The organism is Cognatishimia sp. (assembly GCF_049116455.1).
Lineage (GTDB): Bacteria > Pseudomonadota > Alphaproteobacteria > Rhodobacterales > Rhodobacteraceae > Cognatishimia.
This window is the reverse complement of sequence record NZ_JAGDYW010000005.1, coordinates 511155-527821: the sequence shown is the minus strand read 5'-3', so window position 1 is coordinate 527821 and position 16667 is coordinate 511155. Positions and strand designations below refer to the sequence as shown.

The window sequence follows — 16667 nt, the reverse complement described above, 5'->3', positions numbered from 1 at the left end:
TTACCACATCAACTTGCGCATATCGCCGAGCAGGGTTTTCAGCGTCACGGTGAACCGTGCGGCCAATGCCCCGTCGATGGCGCGGTGATCGTAAGACAAGGACAGCGGTTGCATCAGGCGAGGCACGAATTCCTCACCATTCCAGACCGGTGCCATTTTCGACCGTGTCAGACCAAGGATTGCCACCTCAGGTGCGTTCACAATCGGAGTGAAAGAGGTGCCACCAATGCCGCCAAGAGACGAGATCGTGAAGGTCGCGCCGGACATGTCGTCGCCCTTCAACTTGCCTTCGCGTGCTTTACCGGACAGATCCATCAGGTCTTTGGAAATCTCGACGATGCCCTTGCGGTCTGCGTCTTTGATCACTGGGACCATCAGTCCATTCGGTGTGTCCGCCGCAAAACCGATGTTGTAGTAGTCTTTCTTGATCAGCTTGTCGCCATCCGGGTGGATAGAGCTGTTGACTTCCCAATGTTCTTTGAGCGCAGAAACGGATGCTTTGACGACAAAACTTAGCAGAGTAACGCGGTAGCCATTTTCCTTGGCCATCGTGTCCATTTCTTTGCGGTACTTATCGAGATCCGTGATGTCCGCTTCGTCGTTGTGCGTCACATGCGGGATGTTCAACCAGGAACGATGCAAGGCAGGGCCAGAGATCTTTTTGATGCGTGGCATCTCAACATCTTCGACCTTGCCGAACTTGCTGAAATCAACTGCAGGGATCGGTGGGATACCCATGCCGCCGCTTGCTGCAGGCGCTGCTGCCGCAGGCGCGGAAGTGGATTTCAGGAAGGCTGTGACGTCTTCGCGCAGGATGCGACCTTTGCGGCCCGAACCGTTGATTTTCGCGATATCGATATCCAGCTGGCGAGCAAAGGCACGAACGGAAGGGGAGGCGTGTGCTTTGCCAAACCCACTGTCGGTTACCGCCACTGACGCCGCCGGAGCAGGAGCCGCTGCGGGCGTAGCGGATGCTGGTGCCGCCGCAGGCGTTTCTGTAGTTGCTGCCGCGGCTGGCGCATCAGCACCTGCTTCAGCTTCCAGAACCAATACGACGGCGCCTTCTCCAATCTCATCGCCTTCAGCGACTTTGATTTCCAGAACCTTACCGGCGGAAGAGGAGGGGACCTCCATCGTTGCCTTGTCGGATTCCAACTCGATGATTGGATCTTCGACGGCGATCACATCGCCGACTTCAACCAGAACGGATACAACGGGAACCGCGTCGAAATCCCCAATATCAGGTACTTTGACTTCAATTGTCATGATCTTGTCTCCTCTGTCCCGATCACACCAGACGGGGGTTCGGTTTGTTGCCGTCAATGTCGTATTTCTTCAGCGCCTTCTCGAGCACGGCTTTGGTGATGGCCCCTTCACGGAAAAGCTCCACCATGGCCGCGGCTGCGATGTGGTTTGCATCGACCTCAAAGAAGCGACGCAGGTTCACGCGGCTGTCAGATCGGCCGTAGCCGTCTGTTCCCAGCACCGTGTAGCGACCGGGCACACAGGCGCGGATCTGCTCGGCGAAGTTCTTCATGTAGTCAGTTGCTGCGATAATCGGGCCTTTGGTTTTGGCCAATTGTGCTGCCACAAACGGGGTCTTTGGCTCTGCCAGCGGGTTCAGGCGGTTGTGCCGCTCTGCATCCTGACAATCGCGAGCCAACTCGTTGAAGCTTGTCGCGGACCAGATTTCAGACGTCACGCCAAAGTCCTCTTCCAACATCTCGGCAGCCTTGATCGCCTGCATCAGAATGGTGCCAGAGCCCATCAATGTGACGTGTTTCTTGCCCGGTTTTGCAACCTCTTTGAAACGGTAAAGGCCTTTGATGATGTCATCTTCAACGCCCATCGGCATATCAGGGTGCGCGTAGTTTTCATTCATCAGCGTCAGGTAATAGAAGACGTCTTTCTGTTCTTCATACATTTCCTTCATGCCGTGCCGGATGATCACCGCAACCTCATATTGGAAGGTTGGGTCATAGCTGATGCAGTTCGGCACAGTGCCCGCCAGAATGTGGCTGTGGCCATCTTCGTGCTGCAGACCTTCGCCGTTCAGCGTTGTCCGACCTGCAGTACCGCCCAGCATGAAGCCACGCGCACGGCTGTCACCAGCCGCCCATGCAAGGTCGCCAATACGCTGGAAACCAAACATCGAGTAGTAGATGAAGAAGGGGATCATCGGTACGCCGTGGTTGGAATAAGACGTTGCCGCCGCAATCCAATCGGCCATTGCGCCGGCCTCGTTGATGCCTTCCTGCAGAACCTGACCATCAGTGGTCTCTTTGTAGTACTGCATCTGATCAGCGTCTTCTGGCGTATAGTTCTGACCCAGCGGGTTGTAGATGCCGACAGAGCGGAACAGGCCTTCCATACCAAAGGTGCGGCTTTCATCCGGCACAATCGGCACAACGTTTTTACCCATCTTCTTATCACGCAGAAGCGTGGTCAGGATGCGGACGAAGGCCATTGTGGTCGAGATTTCACGCTCGCCTGTGGATTTCAGCTGGGCTGCGAATTTATCCAGCGCTGGGATTTCCAGCTTGTCGGATTTTGCTTCACGTTTCGGGAAGGCCCCGCCCAAAGCCTGACGACGATCCGCCAGATAGGCCTTTTGTGCGTTGTTCAATTTGACAAACGGCGCTTTTGGCAGATCTTCGTCGCTGACCGGGATTTCAAAACGATCTCGGAAGGCACGCAGTTGATCTTCGGCCATTTTCTTTTGCTGGTGGGTGGTGTTCTGGCCTTCGCCAGCTGAACCCATGCCGTAGCCTTTGACTGTTTTCACCAGCAGGCAGGTTGGTTGACCCTTGGTGTCAGACGCACGTTTGAAAGCGGTATATACTTTCTGCGGGTCATGGCCGCCGCGACGCAAGGACCAGATTTGCTCGTCTGACCAGTCTTCAACCAGCTTCGCGGTCTCTGGGTATTTGCCAAAGAAATGCTTGCGAATGTAGGCGCCGTCTTTGGATTTGAATGTCTGGTAGTCACCGTCGACGGTTTCATCCATCAGCTGACGCAGCTTGCCTGAGGTGTCTTTCTCTAGCAGCTCGTCCCAGCCTTTGCCCCAAAGCAATTTGATGACGTTCCAACCCGCGCCGCGGAAGCCGCCTTCGAGTTCTTGAACGATCTTGCCGTTGCCCCGCACTGGGCCATCAAGACGTTGCAGATTGCAGTTCACCACAAAGATCAGGTTATCCAGACCTTCGCGCGCCGCCAGATCGATAGCACCACGAGATTCAGGCTCGTCCATTTCACCGTCGCCGAGGAAGACCCAGACTTTTCGGTCGGCCATATCAATGTGACCACGGTTGTGCATGTATTTCATGAACCGCGCTTGATAGATCGCCATAAGCGGGCCAAGGCCCATGGAAACCGTAGGGAACTGCCAGTAATCCGGCATCAGCCATGGGTGTGGGTAGGAGGATAGTCCGTTGCCATTCACTTCAGAACGGAAGTTTTCCAGCTGTTCTTCGGTCAGGCGGCCTTCCATAAAGGAGCGCGCGTAGATCCCCGGGATCACATGACCTTGGAAGAAGACCAGATCGCCACCGTGGATGGCTGACTTGGAGCGCCAGAAGTGGTTCAAGCCGATATCATACATGACGGCGGAGGACGCGAATGATGCGATGTGACCGCCATATTCGCTTGAAACTTTATTGCGGCGGACAACTGTCGCCATCGCGTTCCAGCGGTTGATTGTGCGGATACGCCATTCCATGTCGAGATCGCCCGGGAAAGGCTCCTGATCATCGGTTGGGATGGTGTTTTGATAAGGTGTTGTTGCTGAGAAAGGCAGGGTGGCGCCAGCGGCGCGGGCCTGTTGTACAGCGCGATCCAGCAGGAAATGCGCGCGATCAGCGCCATCTTTTGCAATCACGTCTTCAATGGCTTCCTGCCATTCGCGGGATTCAATTGGATCAATGTCTTCGAAATTTGCCATGATTGGGCTTCCTCCTCCGAATTGGGCTGATCTCTTATAGTTTAATATTAAACTACTTGGGTAGTACTCCTGCGACATAGCAGCCATGCACGGAGCGGGAAACTCGTATTTTTGGGTATTTTGACAGTTTATCAGCTTATTGGAGGCGGAGTATCGAAAGTTGGTTTGGGATATTGGTTTAATTTTAAACTATATAAGTTTTGACGAAAGAGAGCGCAGTGCTTCCACTGAAATAGGACTCGAAAAATAGAAAGGGCCGCATGCAGAGCATGCGGCCCGATACAGTTATTCGGCGGGTGTATTCAACGCCGACCGAGCATGTTACTCCGCTTCTTCTGGCAGGATCAGGTTCAACACGATGGCGCAAAGCGCTGTTGGGGCCACCGCTGATGTCATGAGGATCTTAACCACACCTGGCAGATATTGAACGGCAGTTGGGACCAAATTCAGACCCAAGCCAATCGCAAGCGAGATCGCGATAATCACCATATTGCGCCGGTTAAGTTTGACCTCGGACAGAACATTCAAGCCCGCAGCGGCGACCATGCCAAACATGACGATCACGCCACCGCCAAGAACGGGCAGGGGCATAGAAGCGATCACAGCGCCAATTTTTGGGATCAAGCCACAGGCCACCAAGACGAGGCCACCAATGGTGACAACATGGCGGCTCATGACGCCTGTCATGCCGACAATACCAACGTTCTGGCTGAAGGAGGTGTTTGGAAGGCCACCAAAAACCCCGGCGACCGCAGTGCCAAGGCCGTCGGCATAGGTCGCGCCTGCGATTTCTTCGTCTGTGGCGTCACGCCCGGCACCTGCCTTTGCGGTCGCCGAAGCGTCCCCGACGGTTTCAATTGCCGAAACGATAGAGACCAAAGTGACCGCTATGACAGCCCCTAGGCTGAATTCAAAACCATAAGGTATGGGCGTGATCCCCGTTATCCATGAGGCTTTGCCAACGGCGCCGAAATTCACCATGCCGACCAGGAATGCAAGAACATACCCTGCCAAAAGTCCGATCAGGATGGCGGCGTTGGAAGTTATGCCCTTGGTGAAAAACTTCAGGACCAAAGAGACGACGACAACTGTCAGAGCGACGCTCCAGTGTTTCAGCGATCCAAAGCTTTCCGCTTCCATCTGGAACTGGGCTGCGCCTCCTGCGGCGTATTTGATTGCCACCGGAATTAGATAAAGACCGATCGCCAAAATCACGAGGCCGGTTACGAGCGGTGGGAAAAGCCAGCGGAGCTTACCAATGACTGAGCCCAGCATGAAGTGGATCACACCGCCAATGATACAGGCCGTCAAAGCAACGCCCAGCCCTTGAGTTGCAGCGACCCCGGCAAGAACACCCACAAAAGCAAAGCTTGTTCCCTGCATGATTGGCAGTCGCGCGCCGACTGGACCAAAGCCAACGGTTTGGAATAACGTTGCGATCCCGGCAAACAGCATGGCCATCTGAATTAGATAAACCTGCTCGGCACCGCCAAAGGCCAGGCCCGCGGCCCCGGCAACGATGATGGATGGAGTAACGTTTGACGCAAACATCGCCAAAACGTGTTGAAAGCCAAGCGGTATCGCTTGCCCGAGTGGTGGGGTCACGTTTGGATCCCGGTAGTCTGTTGCAGTCATCTTCTGTCCCTCTACAGTTGATTAAGTTGCACAGTATTCCGGCAATTGCGCGATATCTGCGCAATTAGCCCGGTGAATCTACCACATATTGTGTCTCAAAGATATGTTCTTCTAAATTGGTGTCGTCCCCGATCCGGTCGATCACAGCAAACAAGCCCGGCGATTGCAGTGGTGTCAGGACGCCATGCCATGTATTGCGCTGTAGGTTGATGCCTTGACCGGGGTTGGTCAAAAACGCCAGTGGCGTACCCGGAGTTCCGTTTTCGTCAGGCGCGACAATCACCAGAAAAGAAGTCAGGTACATTGGAATAAAGGCCTGACTGCCTTTTGGGTGTCGCTCAACCAAATCAATGGCGTAGGGCAATTCACGTGGCACAGCCTGAAACAGGCTGATACCCGCTTTGCCCTCGAGGAATTCCAGTTGCGCGAGGTCGTGGTGACGATCACACATGCCGTCGTTTATTTTAAAAGCCTTCGTCCCAAGCTCGATCACATCTCCAAAAGGTGCAAAGCCCTCTGCGGTGAGAGGGATGGGAGTGATCGTTGTCATGGCAGCAAATCTTTCAGACGAAGTTCAGCAATCCGTTCAACCTGTCGGCAGGCCTCATCAAACTCAGTCTCGGTCTTATTCGCGATCCGTCGCTCAAAGGCTCGCATAATGTCGGCCTTGGCGTGATCTTTCACGGCAATGATAAATGGAAATCCATGTTTGGCTGTGTATTCCGCGTTAAGTTTTTGGAATTCTGAACGTTCAGCATCGGTCAGCATATCCAATCCTGCACTGGCTTGCTCTGACGTCGAGTCCGCTGTCAGCCGCCCGGCTGCTGCGAGCTTTCCAGCCAAATCAGGATGGGCATTGAGAACGCCAAGACGCTCTTCATAAGAGGCGCTGCGGAAGCTCCGCGCCAGGGCATTATGCAAGCCCATCGCTGAATCATGCGCAGGCCCCAATTCCAAACCATGAGCACGCTCTGCAATCCACGCAGAATGCTCAAAGATACCACCGAACTTGGCAACGAAGTCTTTCTTAGGCATGTCGCGAGGGCGTTCAAAGCGGCGATGTGGGTGCTCCGTCGCCCAATGGCGTGCAATATCGATGCGGCGTGGCGTCCACACACCTTCAAAATCCGCGATGTAGTCGAGAAACTGCATCAACCCAGCGATCTTGCCGGGACGGCCGATCAGGCGACAGTGCAGCCCGATGCTCATCATCTTTGGCGCACCTTCGCGTCCTTCGGCATAAAGCACATCAAAGGCATCTTTGAGATAGGTGTAGAAATCCTGCCCTGTCACCCAGCCGGGAGCAGTTGAGAATTTCATGTCATTGGTTTCCAGCGAGTAAGGGATGATTAATTGATCTCTTTCATCGACCTCAATCCAATGAGGAAGATCATCGTCATAGGCATCCGAAATGTAGTCAAAGCCACCTTCTTCAGAAACCAGACGCACAGTGCGCTCGGAACACCGGCCCGTGTACCATCCCCTTGGGCGTTCCCCGACGACTTCAGTATGCAGACGGACCGCCTCAACGATCGCAGCTCGCTCGTCTTCCTCAGCCATGTCTTTGTGCTCAACCCATTTCAGACCGTGGCTTGCGATTTCCCAGCCTGCGGACTTCATCGCAGCAACCTGTTCTGGAGCGCGGGCCAAAGCAGAGGCTACACCATAGATTGTCAAAGGAATGTGGCGTCCAGTGAACAAGCGATGCAACCGCCAAAACCCTGCGCGTGCACCATAGTCGTAGATCGACTCCATATTCCAATGGCGTTGCCCAACCCATGGCTGCGCACCCGGGATATCAGATAAGAAGGCTTCGGATGCAGCATCACCGTGCAGCAGGCAATTCTCGCCACCTTCTTCGAAGTTCAACACAAACTGCACCGCGATCCGCGCATCGCCCGGCCAATTGGCATTGGGGGGTGTTGCCCCATATCCGCGCAAATCGCGAGGGTATCTGTTCATGTATTACTCCTTTGGCTGCACCATAGGATGAAAAGATCAGCCTGACTTTATCAAGTATTTTGAAAGACCTGACGGCATCTGTACAGTGGGCAGTAGGAATGCAGAGCGTCTATGAAAGATTTGCCTAAATGGAGAGCGTAATGAGCGGATATCTGACAACTCATGTTTTGGACACCGCGCGGGGCTGCCCTGCTGAGGGGATTGAAATTGCACTCTACCGGGTGTCAGGCAATTCTCATCGCAAAATTGCATCGGCGTTAACCAACGCTGATGGCCGTACCGATGCGCCGATCCTGCCCGAAGGGAGATTCAAAACCGGGCATTATGAATTGATCTTTTTCTGTGGCGACTACCTGCGCAATCACGGCGACAATCAGGGCAATGTGATGTTTCTAGATCAGGTGCCCATCCGGTTCGGCATGAGTGAAGAGATGCATTACCACGTACCGCTGCTGCTTTCGCCCTATGGCTATTCGACCTATCGCGGCAGCTAAGTAGCGACAGCTTTGGCCATGGGTTTGGCGAGAAAATCAATAAACAGCCGCGTCTTTGGGTCTTGGTGACGGCGATGGCTATAAAGGCAACCTAGCTGCACAGAGATCGGGGCATGTTCCGGTAAAACCGGCACCAAAGCGCCCGTCTTTAGATGCTCTTGCACCTCAAAGGCCGGCTTCAAGATAATCCCATGTCCCTCTAGGGCCCATGACGTCAGCACATCCCCATCATCTGTTTCAAACGGGCCTTTGACCGCAAATTTCGCTGTGCCATCAGATGTTTGCAGCGGCCACTGGAATTCTGGCGCGCCGGGATACCTTAGGTTCAAACAGTCATGGGTGCCATCTTCCAATTCCTGCGGGGATTTGGGGTGCCCCTTTTGTTGCACGTAAGCCGGAGCTGCGCAGAGCACACGCGCACAATCTGCAATTTTGCGGATTTTCAGCGCGCTGTCTTTGGGTAGACCCAGAAAGAAAGCGATATCCAGACCCTCGCCGGTGATGTCGAGCGCGCGATCCGACAGTCGCAGGCGAATGTCGATCAGCGGGTATGCTTCTTTGAATTTTGGGATGAGAGGCGCAATCAAGCGACGTCCGATCCCCAAGGGCGCCGCCACTAACAAAGACCCGCGAGGGGTCAACGTAACGCTTTCCACATCGGCCTCGGCTTGCTCGACGGCTTCCACAATTTTGCAGGCCCCACCGTAAAAAATTTGCCCTTGCTCGGTGGGATGCAGCTGACGTGTTGTGCGCTGAAACAGCCGTACCTTCAGATGCTCTTCCAGCTGCGCAATCCGCGAACTTGCGACGGCCGCTGAAATACGCTGATCCCGCGCAGCCGCAGACATATTGCCCAATTCATAGACACGGATGAAGGTTCGGATATTCTCAAAGTAGGACATTGTAAGGTTTTTCTTGAAACTCTTCGGGTTTGTTAGAAGATAGAAGATAATCTAATCAACAGATAGTCAAGAAGGCGGAGCGAGACACATGCAGGAATGGCCGATTATCTGGGAATGGCTGGGCTTCGCCGCTCGCTGGGTGCACGTTATTACGGCAATCGCTTGGATCGGCTCGTCCTTCTACTTCATCGCCTTGGATCTAGGCCTGCGCCGTGACGGGGATTTCGGCGGTGCAGATGGCGAAGAATGGCAGGTGCACGGCGGTGGGTTCTACCACATCCGCAAATACCTCGTTGCCCCAGCGGCCATGCCCGATCACCTGACATGGTTTAAGTGGGAGAGCTACTCGACCTGGCTCTCAGGATTTGTCCTGTTGATGATTGTCTATTGGACCGGGGCAGAGCTTTATCTTATCGACGCTGGCAAATCCGATTTGGCGATCTGGCAGGGGATATTGCTCTCTGCCGCCACTTTGGGCGTTGGCTGGGTGATCTATGATGCGCTCTGTAAATCGCCCTTGGCGGAGCATCCCACTGTCCTAATGGTGCTTTTGTTCGTGTTGCTGGTGGTGATGGGCTACGGCCTCAATCAAGTCTTCACAGGCCGCGCTATGATGCTGCATCTGGGGGCATTCACGGCTACGATCATGACGGCGAATGTCTTTTTTATCATCATGCCGAACCAGCGGATTGTGGTGACGGATTTGAAGGCGGGCAGGGTGCCAGATGCCAAATATGGCAAGATCGCCAAGCTGCGTAGCACGCACAATAACTACCTCACGCTGCCCGTGATTTTCCTTATGTTGTCAAACCACTACCCGCTGGCCTTCGCGACGCAGTACAACTGGCTGATCGCCGCGTTGGTATTTTTGATGGGTGTCACGATCCGGCATTTCTTCAACTCCATGCACGCCCGCAAAGGCATGCATTGGTGGACCTGGCTGGTCACAGTACTCTTGTTCATCGCGATCATGTGGCTCTCGCAAGCGGGGCCGGTGATGAAACCGCTGGAAGAAGCCGAGGCCGAGATGCCCGCCCATGCTGTGCAATTTGCCGAGGCGGAGGGTTTTGAAGAGGCGCGCGATATTGTGCTGGGGCGCTGCTCTATGTGCCACGCGCGGGAGCCGGTTTATGATGGGATTCACCGCGCCCCGAGAGGCGTGTTGCTGGAAACAGATGGCGAGATCGCAGCCCTTGCGCAGATGATCTATGTGCAATCGGGCAAAAGCGACGCCATGCCGCCCGCGAATGTGTCTTGGATGGAAGACGCAGAGCGCGCGCAGATTGTGCGTTGGTTCAAAAACGGGTCTTAGGTCGATTGGGCGGGCAGGTGCCCGCCGTACCTTTATGAACCCGGTGGTGAGTAGCTTGAGGCGATTGAGCCTGCACGTTGGGCGATCTCCACGAATTCCGCAGAAGTCCAGGCGCGCACCGTCTCGATGCTCGACATCGCGCCTGAAGCGGCTACTACCATGCCAAGGGTGACGGTATCAGTGCCATCCGGGGCTTCGCTGATGACAATCACATCGTTGCTGCCTGTGGTGAAATAGATGTTTTGGATCGTGGCTCCAACGGCATCAAACATGGGTTTTAGCGCAACAGCGCGGTCTTCCGGTTTGGCGATCAGCCCTTTGCAGCCTTCGTTGGAAAAGGATCCGTATGTAATGAATGTAGGCATAGCGTTCTCCTGAACAGGTTACCCTGCTCTGATCGGTATGCCTGATAAAATGGGACGATCGGATGCTCGGTTCTCGAACATGCGTTGATCTTGAGTTGACTTGAGTGCGACGGCCCCTCCCGCAAGCAGGAATATACCGCAGGATGGGCGAAATCTCAAAGTGAGATTTAATTTGGCGTTGCGCGCCTTACTTCTTGGCGGCGTTTTCGATGGCGTTGCCCGCCGTCGCAAGGTCGCGGCCCGCGCCTTCGATGGTTTCGCAGGCGGTCAGAGCGAAGAGGGCGGTGATCATCAGAATGCGGGTCATGTCGGCTCCAAGATAGAAACTGGGAATTGATTTGGGTTGAATTTAACGACACCCTCAGGCGAGGCAACCCCTAGGCCGGGCTTCAGCCCGGCAAGATGCAGCATCCCAATGCCGGGCTGAAGCCCGGCCTACATTTCGCATTTATCTGCAACGTTCCACCAAACCCCACCCGTGACGATTGCGGCACGGGCAGCGCCCCATTGACCGGTAGTCGATTGCTTGCAATCGATGAGAGGTGACCGCCCCCAATTTGCCGAAGGCAAATACGCAATTGCACAGAAACGTCCCGACAATTCCCGCCAGTGACGCTTGCGGCACGGGCAGCGCCCGACCGCCCCCATGGGCGGGCGCTTGGCTTCCGCCCGCGGTCAGGCGATGTCCATCTAAGCGTTAAGCAGTATTCTGGTTTGTTGCATTTGTTCCATAGCCAAAGCTATCAAGGTTAATTTAGTCGACGGTTGATTCCGCTTCACCGGTTTTAAATATTCTGTTGTTTATTTCTGGCCAGCCAGGTTTGCTAATATCGAACTCTTGAATTCGCGACATTCCGTTTGCTCCTTCACTGATAACAATCAAGTTTAGGCCGGGTGTTTTTGACATTGCTGTTTCAGTAATTAGGTTGAAGTTGCTATCAGCTTTGCTGTCCAACCTATGCAATACAGATGGGCTTGTTCTTTTTATCTTTGGTGTTGTTGTGATTAATACTCTGTTTGCGTCCCCGCCTTTGTTTTTTGCAGCGAATTGATTGGTAATCTCCTTGCCTCCGGATGCTCCGCGAGAGCTAATTGAAATATTGGGAGTTTCGCGATCCAACCTCATTTGAGTTTCTTCTTCGCGTGCCGCGACATCTAGTTGATGTTGCGCTTCAGTAATTTCTGTCAGCTTCGTCTGCTGCTCTACAGTTCGTTGTAGCTCGCGGGCCTGCAAGTTCAGCGCATCGACACTATTTTGAAGTTCTTTGCTTTGTTGAAAGAAACTGAGAATTAACCAAAAGAGTGCTAGCGGACCAAAAGCGCCCGCAAGAAAATCACCTAATTCATTTATCGATATTGGCTTAAGTACTAAAAATTCGAAATACCAACCGAAGGGAATGCCTCCAATTAAAAGTATCGAATAAATCAGCGTTGCCTGTAGTCCAATTTTCTTAAGATCGCGCTTAATATGCGATTCTGACAATTTCTAACTCCATCAAACATCCAACTCCTCCACAAACCGTGCGTTCTCCTGAATGTATTCAAACCGTTTCTCCGGTTTCTTACCCATCAGGCGTTCAACAAGGTCGGCGGTTTCGCCGGGTTCGTCCTCGTCAATGGTCACGCGGATCAATGTGCGTGACGCAGGGTCCATGGTGGTTTCTTTCAAATCCTTCGCGTCCATCTCGCCCAGACCTTTAAAGCGGGAGACGTCGATCTTGCCTTTGCCGCCAAGGCCTTTTTCTAGCCAAGCGTCGCGTTCGGCCTCGTCCACGCAGTAGATGCGTTTTGCGCCTTGGGTCAGGCGGAAAAGGGGCGGGCAAGCCAGATAGAGGTGGCCGCTGTCAATCATCGGGCGCATCTGGGTGTAGAAGAAGGTCATCAGAAGCGCCGCGATATGGGCACCGTCGACATCCGCATCGGTCATGATGATGATCTTGTCATAGCGCAGATCATCGACGTTGAATTTGGTGCCAAGGCCCACGCCAAGCGCTTGGGTCAGGTCGCTGATTTCGGCGTTGGTGCCGATCTTGCTGCTGGCCGCGCCCAGAACGTTCAGGATTTTACCGCGCAGAGGTAGAAGCGCCTGCGTTTTGCGGTTCCGCGCCATTTTGGCAGAGCCACCCGCAGAGTCACCCTCGACGATAAAGAGCTCTGTGCCCTCGCGGTTGGTGGCTGAACAGTCCGTCAACTTGCCGGGCAGGCGCAGTTTCTTGGTGGCGGACTTGCGTTGCGTCTCTTTTTCCTGACGGCGGCGCAGGCGCTCTTCGGCGCGCAGCACAAGGAAATCGAGGATCGCGCCGGCAGATTTGTTGTTGGAGGCCAGCCAGTTGTCAAAGTGGTCGCGAACGGAATTCTCGACCATCTTATTGGCGGCTTCGGTTGAGAGCCGGTCTTTTGTCTGACCCACAAAGGCCGGATCCGCGATGAAGCAGCTGACCAAGGCACAGCCGCCCGCCAGCAAGTCGTCACGGGTAATCTGTGCGGCCTTTTTGTTGCCGACGAGTTCGCCGTAGGCCTTGATGCCTTTCAGGATCGCGGCCCAGAAGCCGGTGACGTGCGTGCCGCCTTCGGGTGTTGGGACGGTGTTACAGTAGGACTGGATGAAACCGTCGCGCGACGGCGTCCAGTTGATGGTCCATTCGACATAGCCTGCTTCGTTGAACTTTTCTTTGAACTCAACGCGGCCAGCAAATGGCGTGTCGGCATAGACGGTGGAGCTGCCAAGGGTTTCTGACAGATAGTCGGACAGCCCGCCAGGGAAGTGGAAGGTGGCTTCGACTGGGGTTTCGCCGTCGTCAATTTCAGATTTCCAGCGAATTTCAACGCCAGAGAAGAGGTAGGCTTTGGAGCGCACCAAAGTCATCAGGCGTTTCGGTTTGAACCGGTGTTTGCCAAAGATCTGATCGTCTGCGTGGAACGTCACCGTGGTGCCGCGCCGGTTCGGAGCCGCGCCGATCTTTTCCAATTTGCCCTGCGGCACGCCGCGTTTGAAGCTTTGCTGGAAGACTTCTTTGTTCTTGGCGACTTCGACAATCAGGCTGTCTGACAGCGCGTTCACAACGGTGGAACCCACACCGTGCAGACCGCCGGAGGTCTCATAAGCCCCGCCAGAGAATTTACCGCCTGCGTGCAGCTCGGTGAAAATCACCTCAAGCGCGGATTTGTCTGGGAACTTCGGGTGCGCATCAATTGGAATGCCGCGCCCGTTGTCGGTGACTTTCAGCGAATAGTCGGCCAGCAAGGTGACTTCGATCCGAGTGGCAAAGCCTGCAACCGCTTCATCCATCGAGTTATCGATAATTTCAGCCGCCATATGGTGCAGCGCGCGCTCGTCCGTGCCACCGATATACATGCCCGGGCGTTTGCGTACCGCCTCCAGACCATCCAGAACGTCAATCGAGGATGCATCATAGGTGTGTTCGGTTTCAGTTGCCGCGAGTAGATCGGTCATGCGCTGCTCTTTTCATTATGGTTGCCGTCATTATTCCATTCGGATGCGACATGGGCAAGGGCGCAGGTGCGATTGCAAAACTGTTACAACGCGAGAGTAAAAGTGGTTACGAAATCGTTAACAAATAGCATAATTTTTTAACGATTAAGGCTATAAGTCTGATTTTTCACCCTTTTTATGTTGCATTGTGAGACTTTTGCTCCCACGGTTGAAGGGTGAGGCAATTTACACCCCAAAGGAGAGAAGTGTCATGGCATATAATGACACCATGGGGTCCTTAGGTCGGGTAACACGGCCAGCTGTTCGAGAATTCGAGCAGAAAGAAAAGGACAGGCAGAAGCGCGCGTTGGAGCGGTCCAACGCTCAAGACCTGCAGGAACTGGACAGTTATATTGGCCAGATCACAGGGCTGCACCATGAGATCATAGAGGAAATACATTGGGCCGCGCAGACGCGGCCTGAGGTTCAGCAGGTCTATCAAAAACTGCGTGCCGGCGATGATGGCGCTTTGATGAAAGTGATCAAGAGCCAGCAAAAACTTTCAGGCATACATAAATTGGCGCGTGGGCTAGGGTTTACGGTGGAAAAGGGGTTGGTGCATGCGGTGCTTGCGCTGCATAGCCCGTCGATTGTGCCTGATTTTCAACTGAAACAAATGCCCAGCGGCAAACTGGCAGAGGTCAAGATGCCGCGCGAGGTCTCGATGAAGATCTACCGTGCTTACGCATCCAGTGCGATATTGAAAGTGGCGTCGGACCTGTTTCGTTTGGTGCCCATTGGCAATGTGGTCGTTTCTGCGATTGCTCCGTGCAAAGTGGCCGACAGTGAATATGAGGAAGAATGGCCAGTGCTTTCGGTTAACCTGCTGCGCAAACCAGTGATGCAAATGGACATGCCAAATGTCGATGCGGCTGTGGCTTTGAAGGCATTTCAGAATTCTGAAAGATTCCACGCCACCCAAGGATTTGGCCGCATTGTGCCCCTGATGAGCATCCCAGCCCGCATGTCGCTTTAAGAATGTGATTTTCGATTTCTGAAAGCCGCGACGTTGTGAACCAACAGAATCGCGGATTTTGGATGCACCGCCGCGCTGCGTCATGTAAATGGCGCGTCAGTTGTAGTGCTGCGGAGGGCAAAACGTGTCCGATCAAACTTTGGACCCACAGGATTGGGACCGTTTCCGAGCTGAAACCCGTGATCTCTTAGATCACTGCATTGATCTTATGCAAAACGCAGGCGAGCGCCCGTGGCAGCATGTGCCTGAAGGGTTGGAAGACAGCTACGCTATCGGTCAGACCGCAGCACAGGGCGCTGATGTCATGGATCGATTGCGCACCGACGTATTGCCTTATCACGCGGGAAACACACATCCGAAATATTGGGGTTGGGTGCAGGGCAGTGGCCTGAGCACCGATATCGCGGCCAGCATGGTGGCTGCGGTGATGAACTCAAATTGCGGAGGTCGCAATCACGGCGCGAATTATATGGAGCGCGCGGTGATCGACTGGACGCGCCAGAAGATGGGCATGCCCGAAAGCGCCTTTGGTGTATTTGTAACCGGTACCTCTCAAGCGACGGCGCAGGCCTTTGCAGCAGCACGTGTGAAAACATTGGGCAAAGAGGTTCGCGAAGCCGGGCAGGTGGGGCAACGCCTTACGGCCTATGCGGCGGCAGGCGTGCATAACGCTACCAAAAAAGGGCTCGAACTGATTGGTGTCGGATCAGGAAACCTACGCTTGGTGCCTTTGAAAGATGGCCGACTAGATGTTACTGCACTAAAAGAGATGATTGCCGAAGATCGCGCACAAGGTGCGCTGCCTTTCCTCTTGGTGGGCACTGCCGGTTCCGTTGATCTAGGCCTTTACGATGATTTTCATGCATTGGCTGATGTTGCCGCAGCCGAAAGCCTTTGGTTGCATGTTGATGGTGCGTTTGGTGCTTGGACGCGGATTGCGAAAGAACCTTATCGCAGCCTGTCCGACGGGATTGAACGGGCAGATTCTATTGCAATGGATTTTCACAAGTGGATGTATGTCAGCTATGATTGCGGCCTTTGTCTGGTGCGCGATGGTGAAGACCTAAGAAATGCCTTTGCGGCCCGACCAGTCTATCTAGACGGTAAAGAGCGTGGTGTGGCCAGTGGTGAGCCGTGGTTCTGCGACTATGGCGTTGATCTGTCGCGTGGGAACCGGGCGATCAAAGTCTGGATGGCATTGGAAACCATCGGAGAAGAAGCATTCAGCGAAGCAATCACGCGCAACTGTGATCTTGCAGGCTTTATGGCTCAGGAAGTGCAAGCCCAGGCGGGAATGGCCTTAGCGTGCGATCCTGTTTCCAATGTTTGTGTCTTTACAGCGCAAACCGATCTGCCTGCAGAGGCTCAATCTGCGCTGAACGTGCGCATTGCTGTTGAGTTGCAGGAAAGCGGTGAAGCGGTGTTCTCAACCACAAAAATTGGGGATGTAGAGATGCTGCGCGCGGCGATCGTGAACCATCGCACGACTAACGCGCATATTCGCGAGGCTGTGCAAGCCGTCGCCGCGTTGGCCTCAGCTTAATCAGGATTTGACCCAACGCGGCTTGACGTGGGTCAAGGCGGTTTT

14 protein-coding genes are annotated in these 16667 nt (G+C 54.2%); 4 read left to right on the top strand and 10 right to left on the bottom strand.

Going from position 1 to position 16667, the window contains the following annotated elements; genetic code table 11:
• From aceF to puuE, 5 genes are all read right to left on the bottom strand, one after another.
• A complete protein-coding gene (gene aceF, locus JXQ85_RS14500; protein WP_421749662.1) occupies window positions 1-1266 on the bottom strand; it encodes a dihydrolipoyllysine-residue acetyltransferase in 1266 nt (421 codons plus the stop codon).
• 22 nt (window positions 1267-1288) lie between these two features.
• Window positions 1289-3940 carry a pyruvate dehydrogenase (acetyl-transferring), homodimeric type gene (gene aceE, locus JXQ85_RS14495; protein ID WP_421749661.1) on the bottom strand — a complete coding sequence of 884 codons (2652 nt, stop codon included), beginning with the start codon at window positions 3938-3940 and terminating at the stop codon, window positions 1289-1291.
• A gap of 321 nt (window positions 3941-4261) precedes the next feature.
• Window positions 4262-5575, bottom strand: coding sequence for a uracil-xanthine permease family protein (locus JXQ85_RS14490; RefSeq protein WP_421749660.1), 1314 nt, complete (start codon window positions 5573-5575; stop codon window positions 4262-4264).
• A 64-nt stretch (window positions 5576-5639) separates the two neighbouring features.
• The gene (locus tag JXQ85_RS14485; RefSeq protein ID WP_421749659.1) at window positions 5640-6125 is read right to left on the bottom strand and encodes an ureidoglycolate lyase; all 486 of its coding nucleotides are present in this window, start codon (window positions 6123-6125) and stop codon (window positions 5640-5642) included.
• Complete coding sequence (gene puuE, locus JXQ85_RS14480) at window positions 6122-7537, bottom strand: allantoinase PuuE (RefSeq protein WP_421749658.1); 1416 nt, start codon at window positions 7535-7537, stop codon at window positions 6122-6124. Before puuE ends, JXQ85_RS14485 begins: the two co-directional genes overlap by 4 nt.
• A 140-nt stretch (window positions 7538-7677) precedes the next feature.
• On the opposite strand from puuE, the gene uraH reads away from it, so the two are divergent.
• On the top strand, window positions 7678-8031 hold the full coding sequence (gene uraH, locus JXQ85_RS14475; protein ID WP_421749656.1) for a hydroxyisourate hydrolase: 354 nt from the start codon (window positions 7678-7680) through the stop codon (window positions 8029-8031).
• Here the strand turns inward: uraH and JXQ85_RS14470 are convergent.
• Window positions 8028-8933 (bottom strand): LysR family transcriptional regulator, encoded by a 906-nt coding sequence (locus JXQ85_RS14470; protein ID WP_421749654.1) that lies wholly within the window; start codon window positions 8931-8933, stop codon window positions 8028-8030. The genes uraH and JXQ85_RS14470 overlap by 4 nt on opposite strands.
• A gap of 88 nt (window positions 8934-9021) precedes the next feature.
• Here JXQ85_RS14470 and JXQ85_RS14465 point away from each other — a divergent pair, with 88 nt between their 5' ends.
• On the top strand, window positions 9022-10245 hold the full coding sequence (locus JXQ85_RS14465; RefSeq protein ID WP_421749652.1) for a urate hydroxylase PuuD: 1224 nt from the start codon (window positions 9022-9024) through the stop codon (window positions 10243-10245).
• 32 nt (window positions 10246-10277) lie between these two features.
• On the opposite strand, the gene JXQ85_RS14460 is transcribed toward JXQ85_RS14465, so the two are convergent.
• The 4 genes from JXQ85_RS14460 to parE all read right to left on the bottom strand — a co-directional run bounded on the left by JXQ85_RS14460 (window position 10278) and on the right by parE (window position 14064).
• Window positions 10278-10610: a GYD domain-containing protein gene (locus JXQ85_RS14460; protein ID WP_421749651.1), complete on the bottom strand. Its 333-nt coding sequence runs from the start codon at window positions 10608-10610 to the stop codon at window positions 10278-10280.
• Between the two features lie 187 nt (window positions 10611-10797).
• Entirely contained in the window at window positions 10798-10917 is a 120-nt protein-coding gene (locus JXQ85_RS14455; RefSeq protein ID WP_421749650.1) for an entericidin A/B family lipoprotein, read from the bottom strand.
• 447 nt (window positions 10918-11364) lie between these two features.
• Window positions 11365-12093: a hypothetical protein gene (locus JXQ85_RS14450; protein ID WP_421749649.1), complete on the bottom strand. Its 729-nt coding sequence runs from the start codon at window positions 12091-12093 to the stop codon at window positions 11365-11367.
• 12 nt (window positions 12094-12105) lie between these two features.
• Window positions 12106-14064 (bottom strand): DNA topoisomerase IV subunit B, encoded by a 1959-nt coding sequence (gene parE / locus JXQ85_RS14445; RefSeq protein WP_421749648.1) that lies wholly within the window; start codon window positions 14062-14064, stop codon window positions 12106-12108.
• A gap of 250 nt (window positions 14065-14314) precedes the next feature.
• Here parE and JXQ85_RS14440 point away from each other — a divergent pair, with 250 nt between their 5' ends.
• Together JXQ85_RS14440 and JXQ85_RS14435 are read left to right on the top strand one after the other, a co-directional pair.
• On the top strand, window positions 14315-15079 hold the full coding sequence (locus tag JXQ85_RS14440) for a hypothetical protein (RefSeq protein ID WP_421749647.1): 765 nt from the start codon (window positions 14315-14317) through the stop codon (window positions 15077-15079).
• Between the two features lie 124 nt (window positions 15080-15203).
• Complete coding sequence (locus tag JXQ85_RS14435) at window positions 15204-16622, top strand: pyridoxal phosphate-dependent decarboxylase family protein (protein ID WP_421749646.1); 1419 nt, start codon at window positions 15204-15206, stop codon at window positions 16620-16622.
• Window positions 16623-16667 lie beyond the last annotated feature (45 nt).

Coding starts and splice junctions, on each gene's coding strand:
- aceF (WP_421749662.1), bottom strand. CDS start 1,266: ATGACAATTGAAGTCAAAGTACCTGATATTGGGGATTTCGACGCGGTT.
- aceE (WP_421749661.1), bottom strand. CDS start 3,940: ATGGCAAATTTCGAAGACATTGATCCAATTGAATCCCGCGAATGGCAG.
- JXQ85_RS14490 (WP_421749660.1), bottom strand. CDS start 5,575: ATGACTGCAACAGACTACCGGGATCCAAACGTGACCCCACCACTCGGG.
- JXQ85_RS14485 (WP_421749659.1), bottom strand. CDS start 6,125: ATGACAACGATCACTCCCATCCCTCTCACCGCAGAGGGCTTTGCACCT.
- puuE (WP_421749658.1), bottom strand. CDS start 7,537: ATGAACAGATACCCTCGCGATTTGCGCGGATATGGGGCAACACCCCCC.
- uraH (WP_421749656.1), top strand. CDS start 7,678: ATGAGCGGATATCTGACAACTCATGTTTTGGACACCGCGCGGGGCTGC.
- JXQ85_RS14470 (WP_421749654.1), bottom strand. CDS start 8,933: ATGTCCTACTTTGAGAATATCCGAACCTTCATCCGTGTCTATGAATTG.
- JXQ85_RS14465 (WP_421749652.1), top strand. CDS start 9,022: ATGCAGGAATGGCCGATTATCTGGGAATGGCTGGGCTTCGCCGCTCGC.
- JXQ85_RS14460 (WP_421749651.1), bottom strand. CDS start 10,610: ATGCCTACATTCATTACATACGGATCCTTTTCCAACGAAGGCTGCAAA.
- JXQ85_RS14455 (WP_421749650.1), bottom strand. CDS start 10,917: ATGACCCGCATTCTGATGATCACCGCCCTCTTCGCTCTGACCGCCTGC.
- parE (WP_421749648.1), bottom strand. CDS start 14,064: ATGACCGATCTACTCGCGGCAACTGAAACCGAACACACCTATGATGCA.
- JXQ85_RS14440 (WP_421749647.1), top strand. CDS start 14,315: ATGGCATATAATGACACCATGGGGTCCTTAGGTCGGGTAACACGGCCA.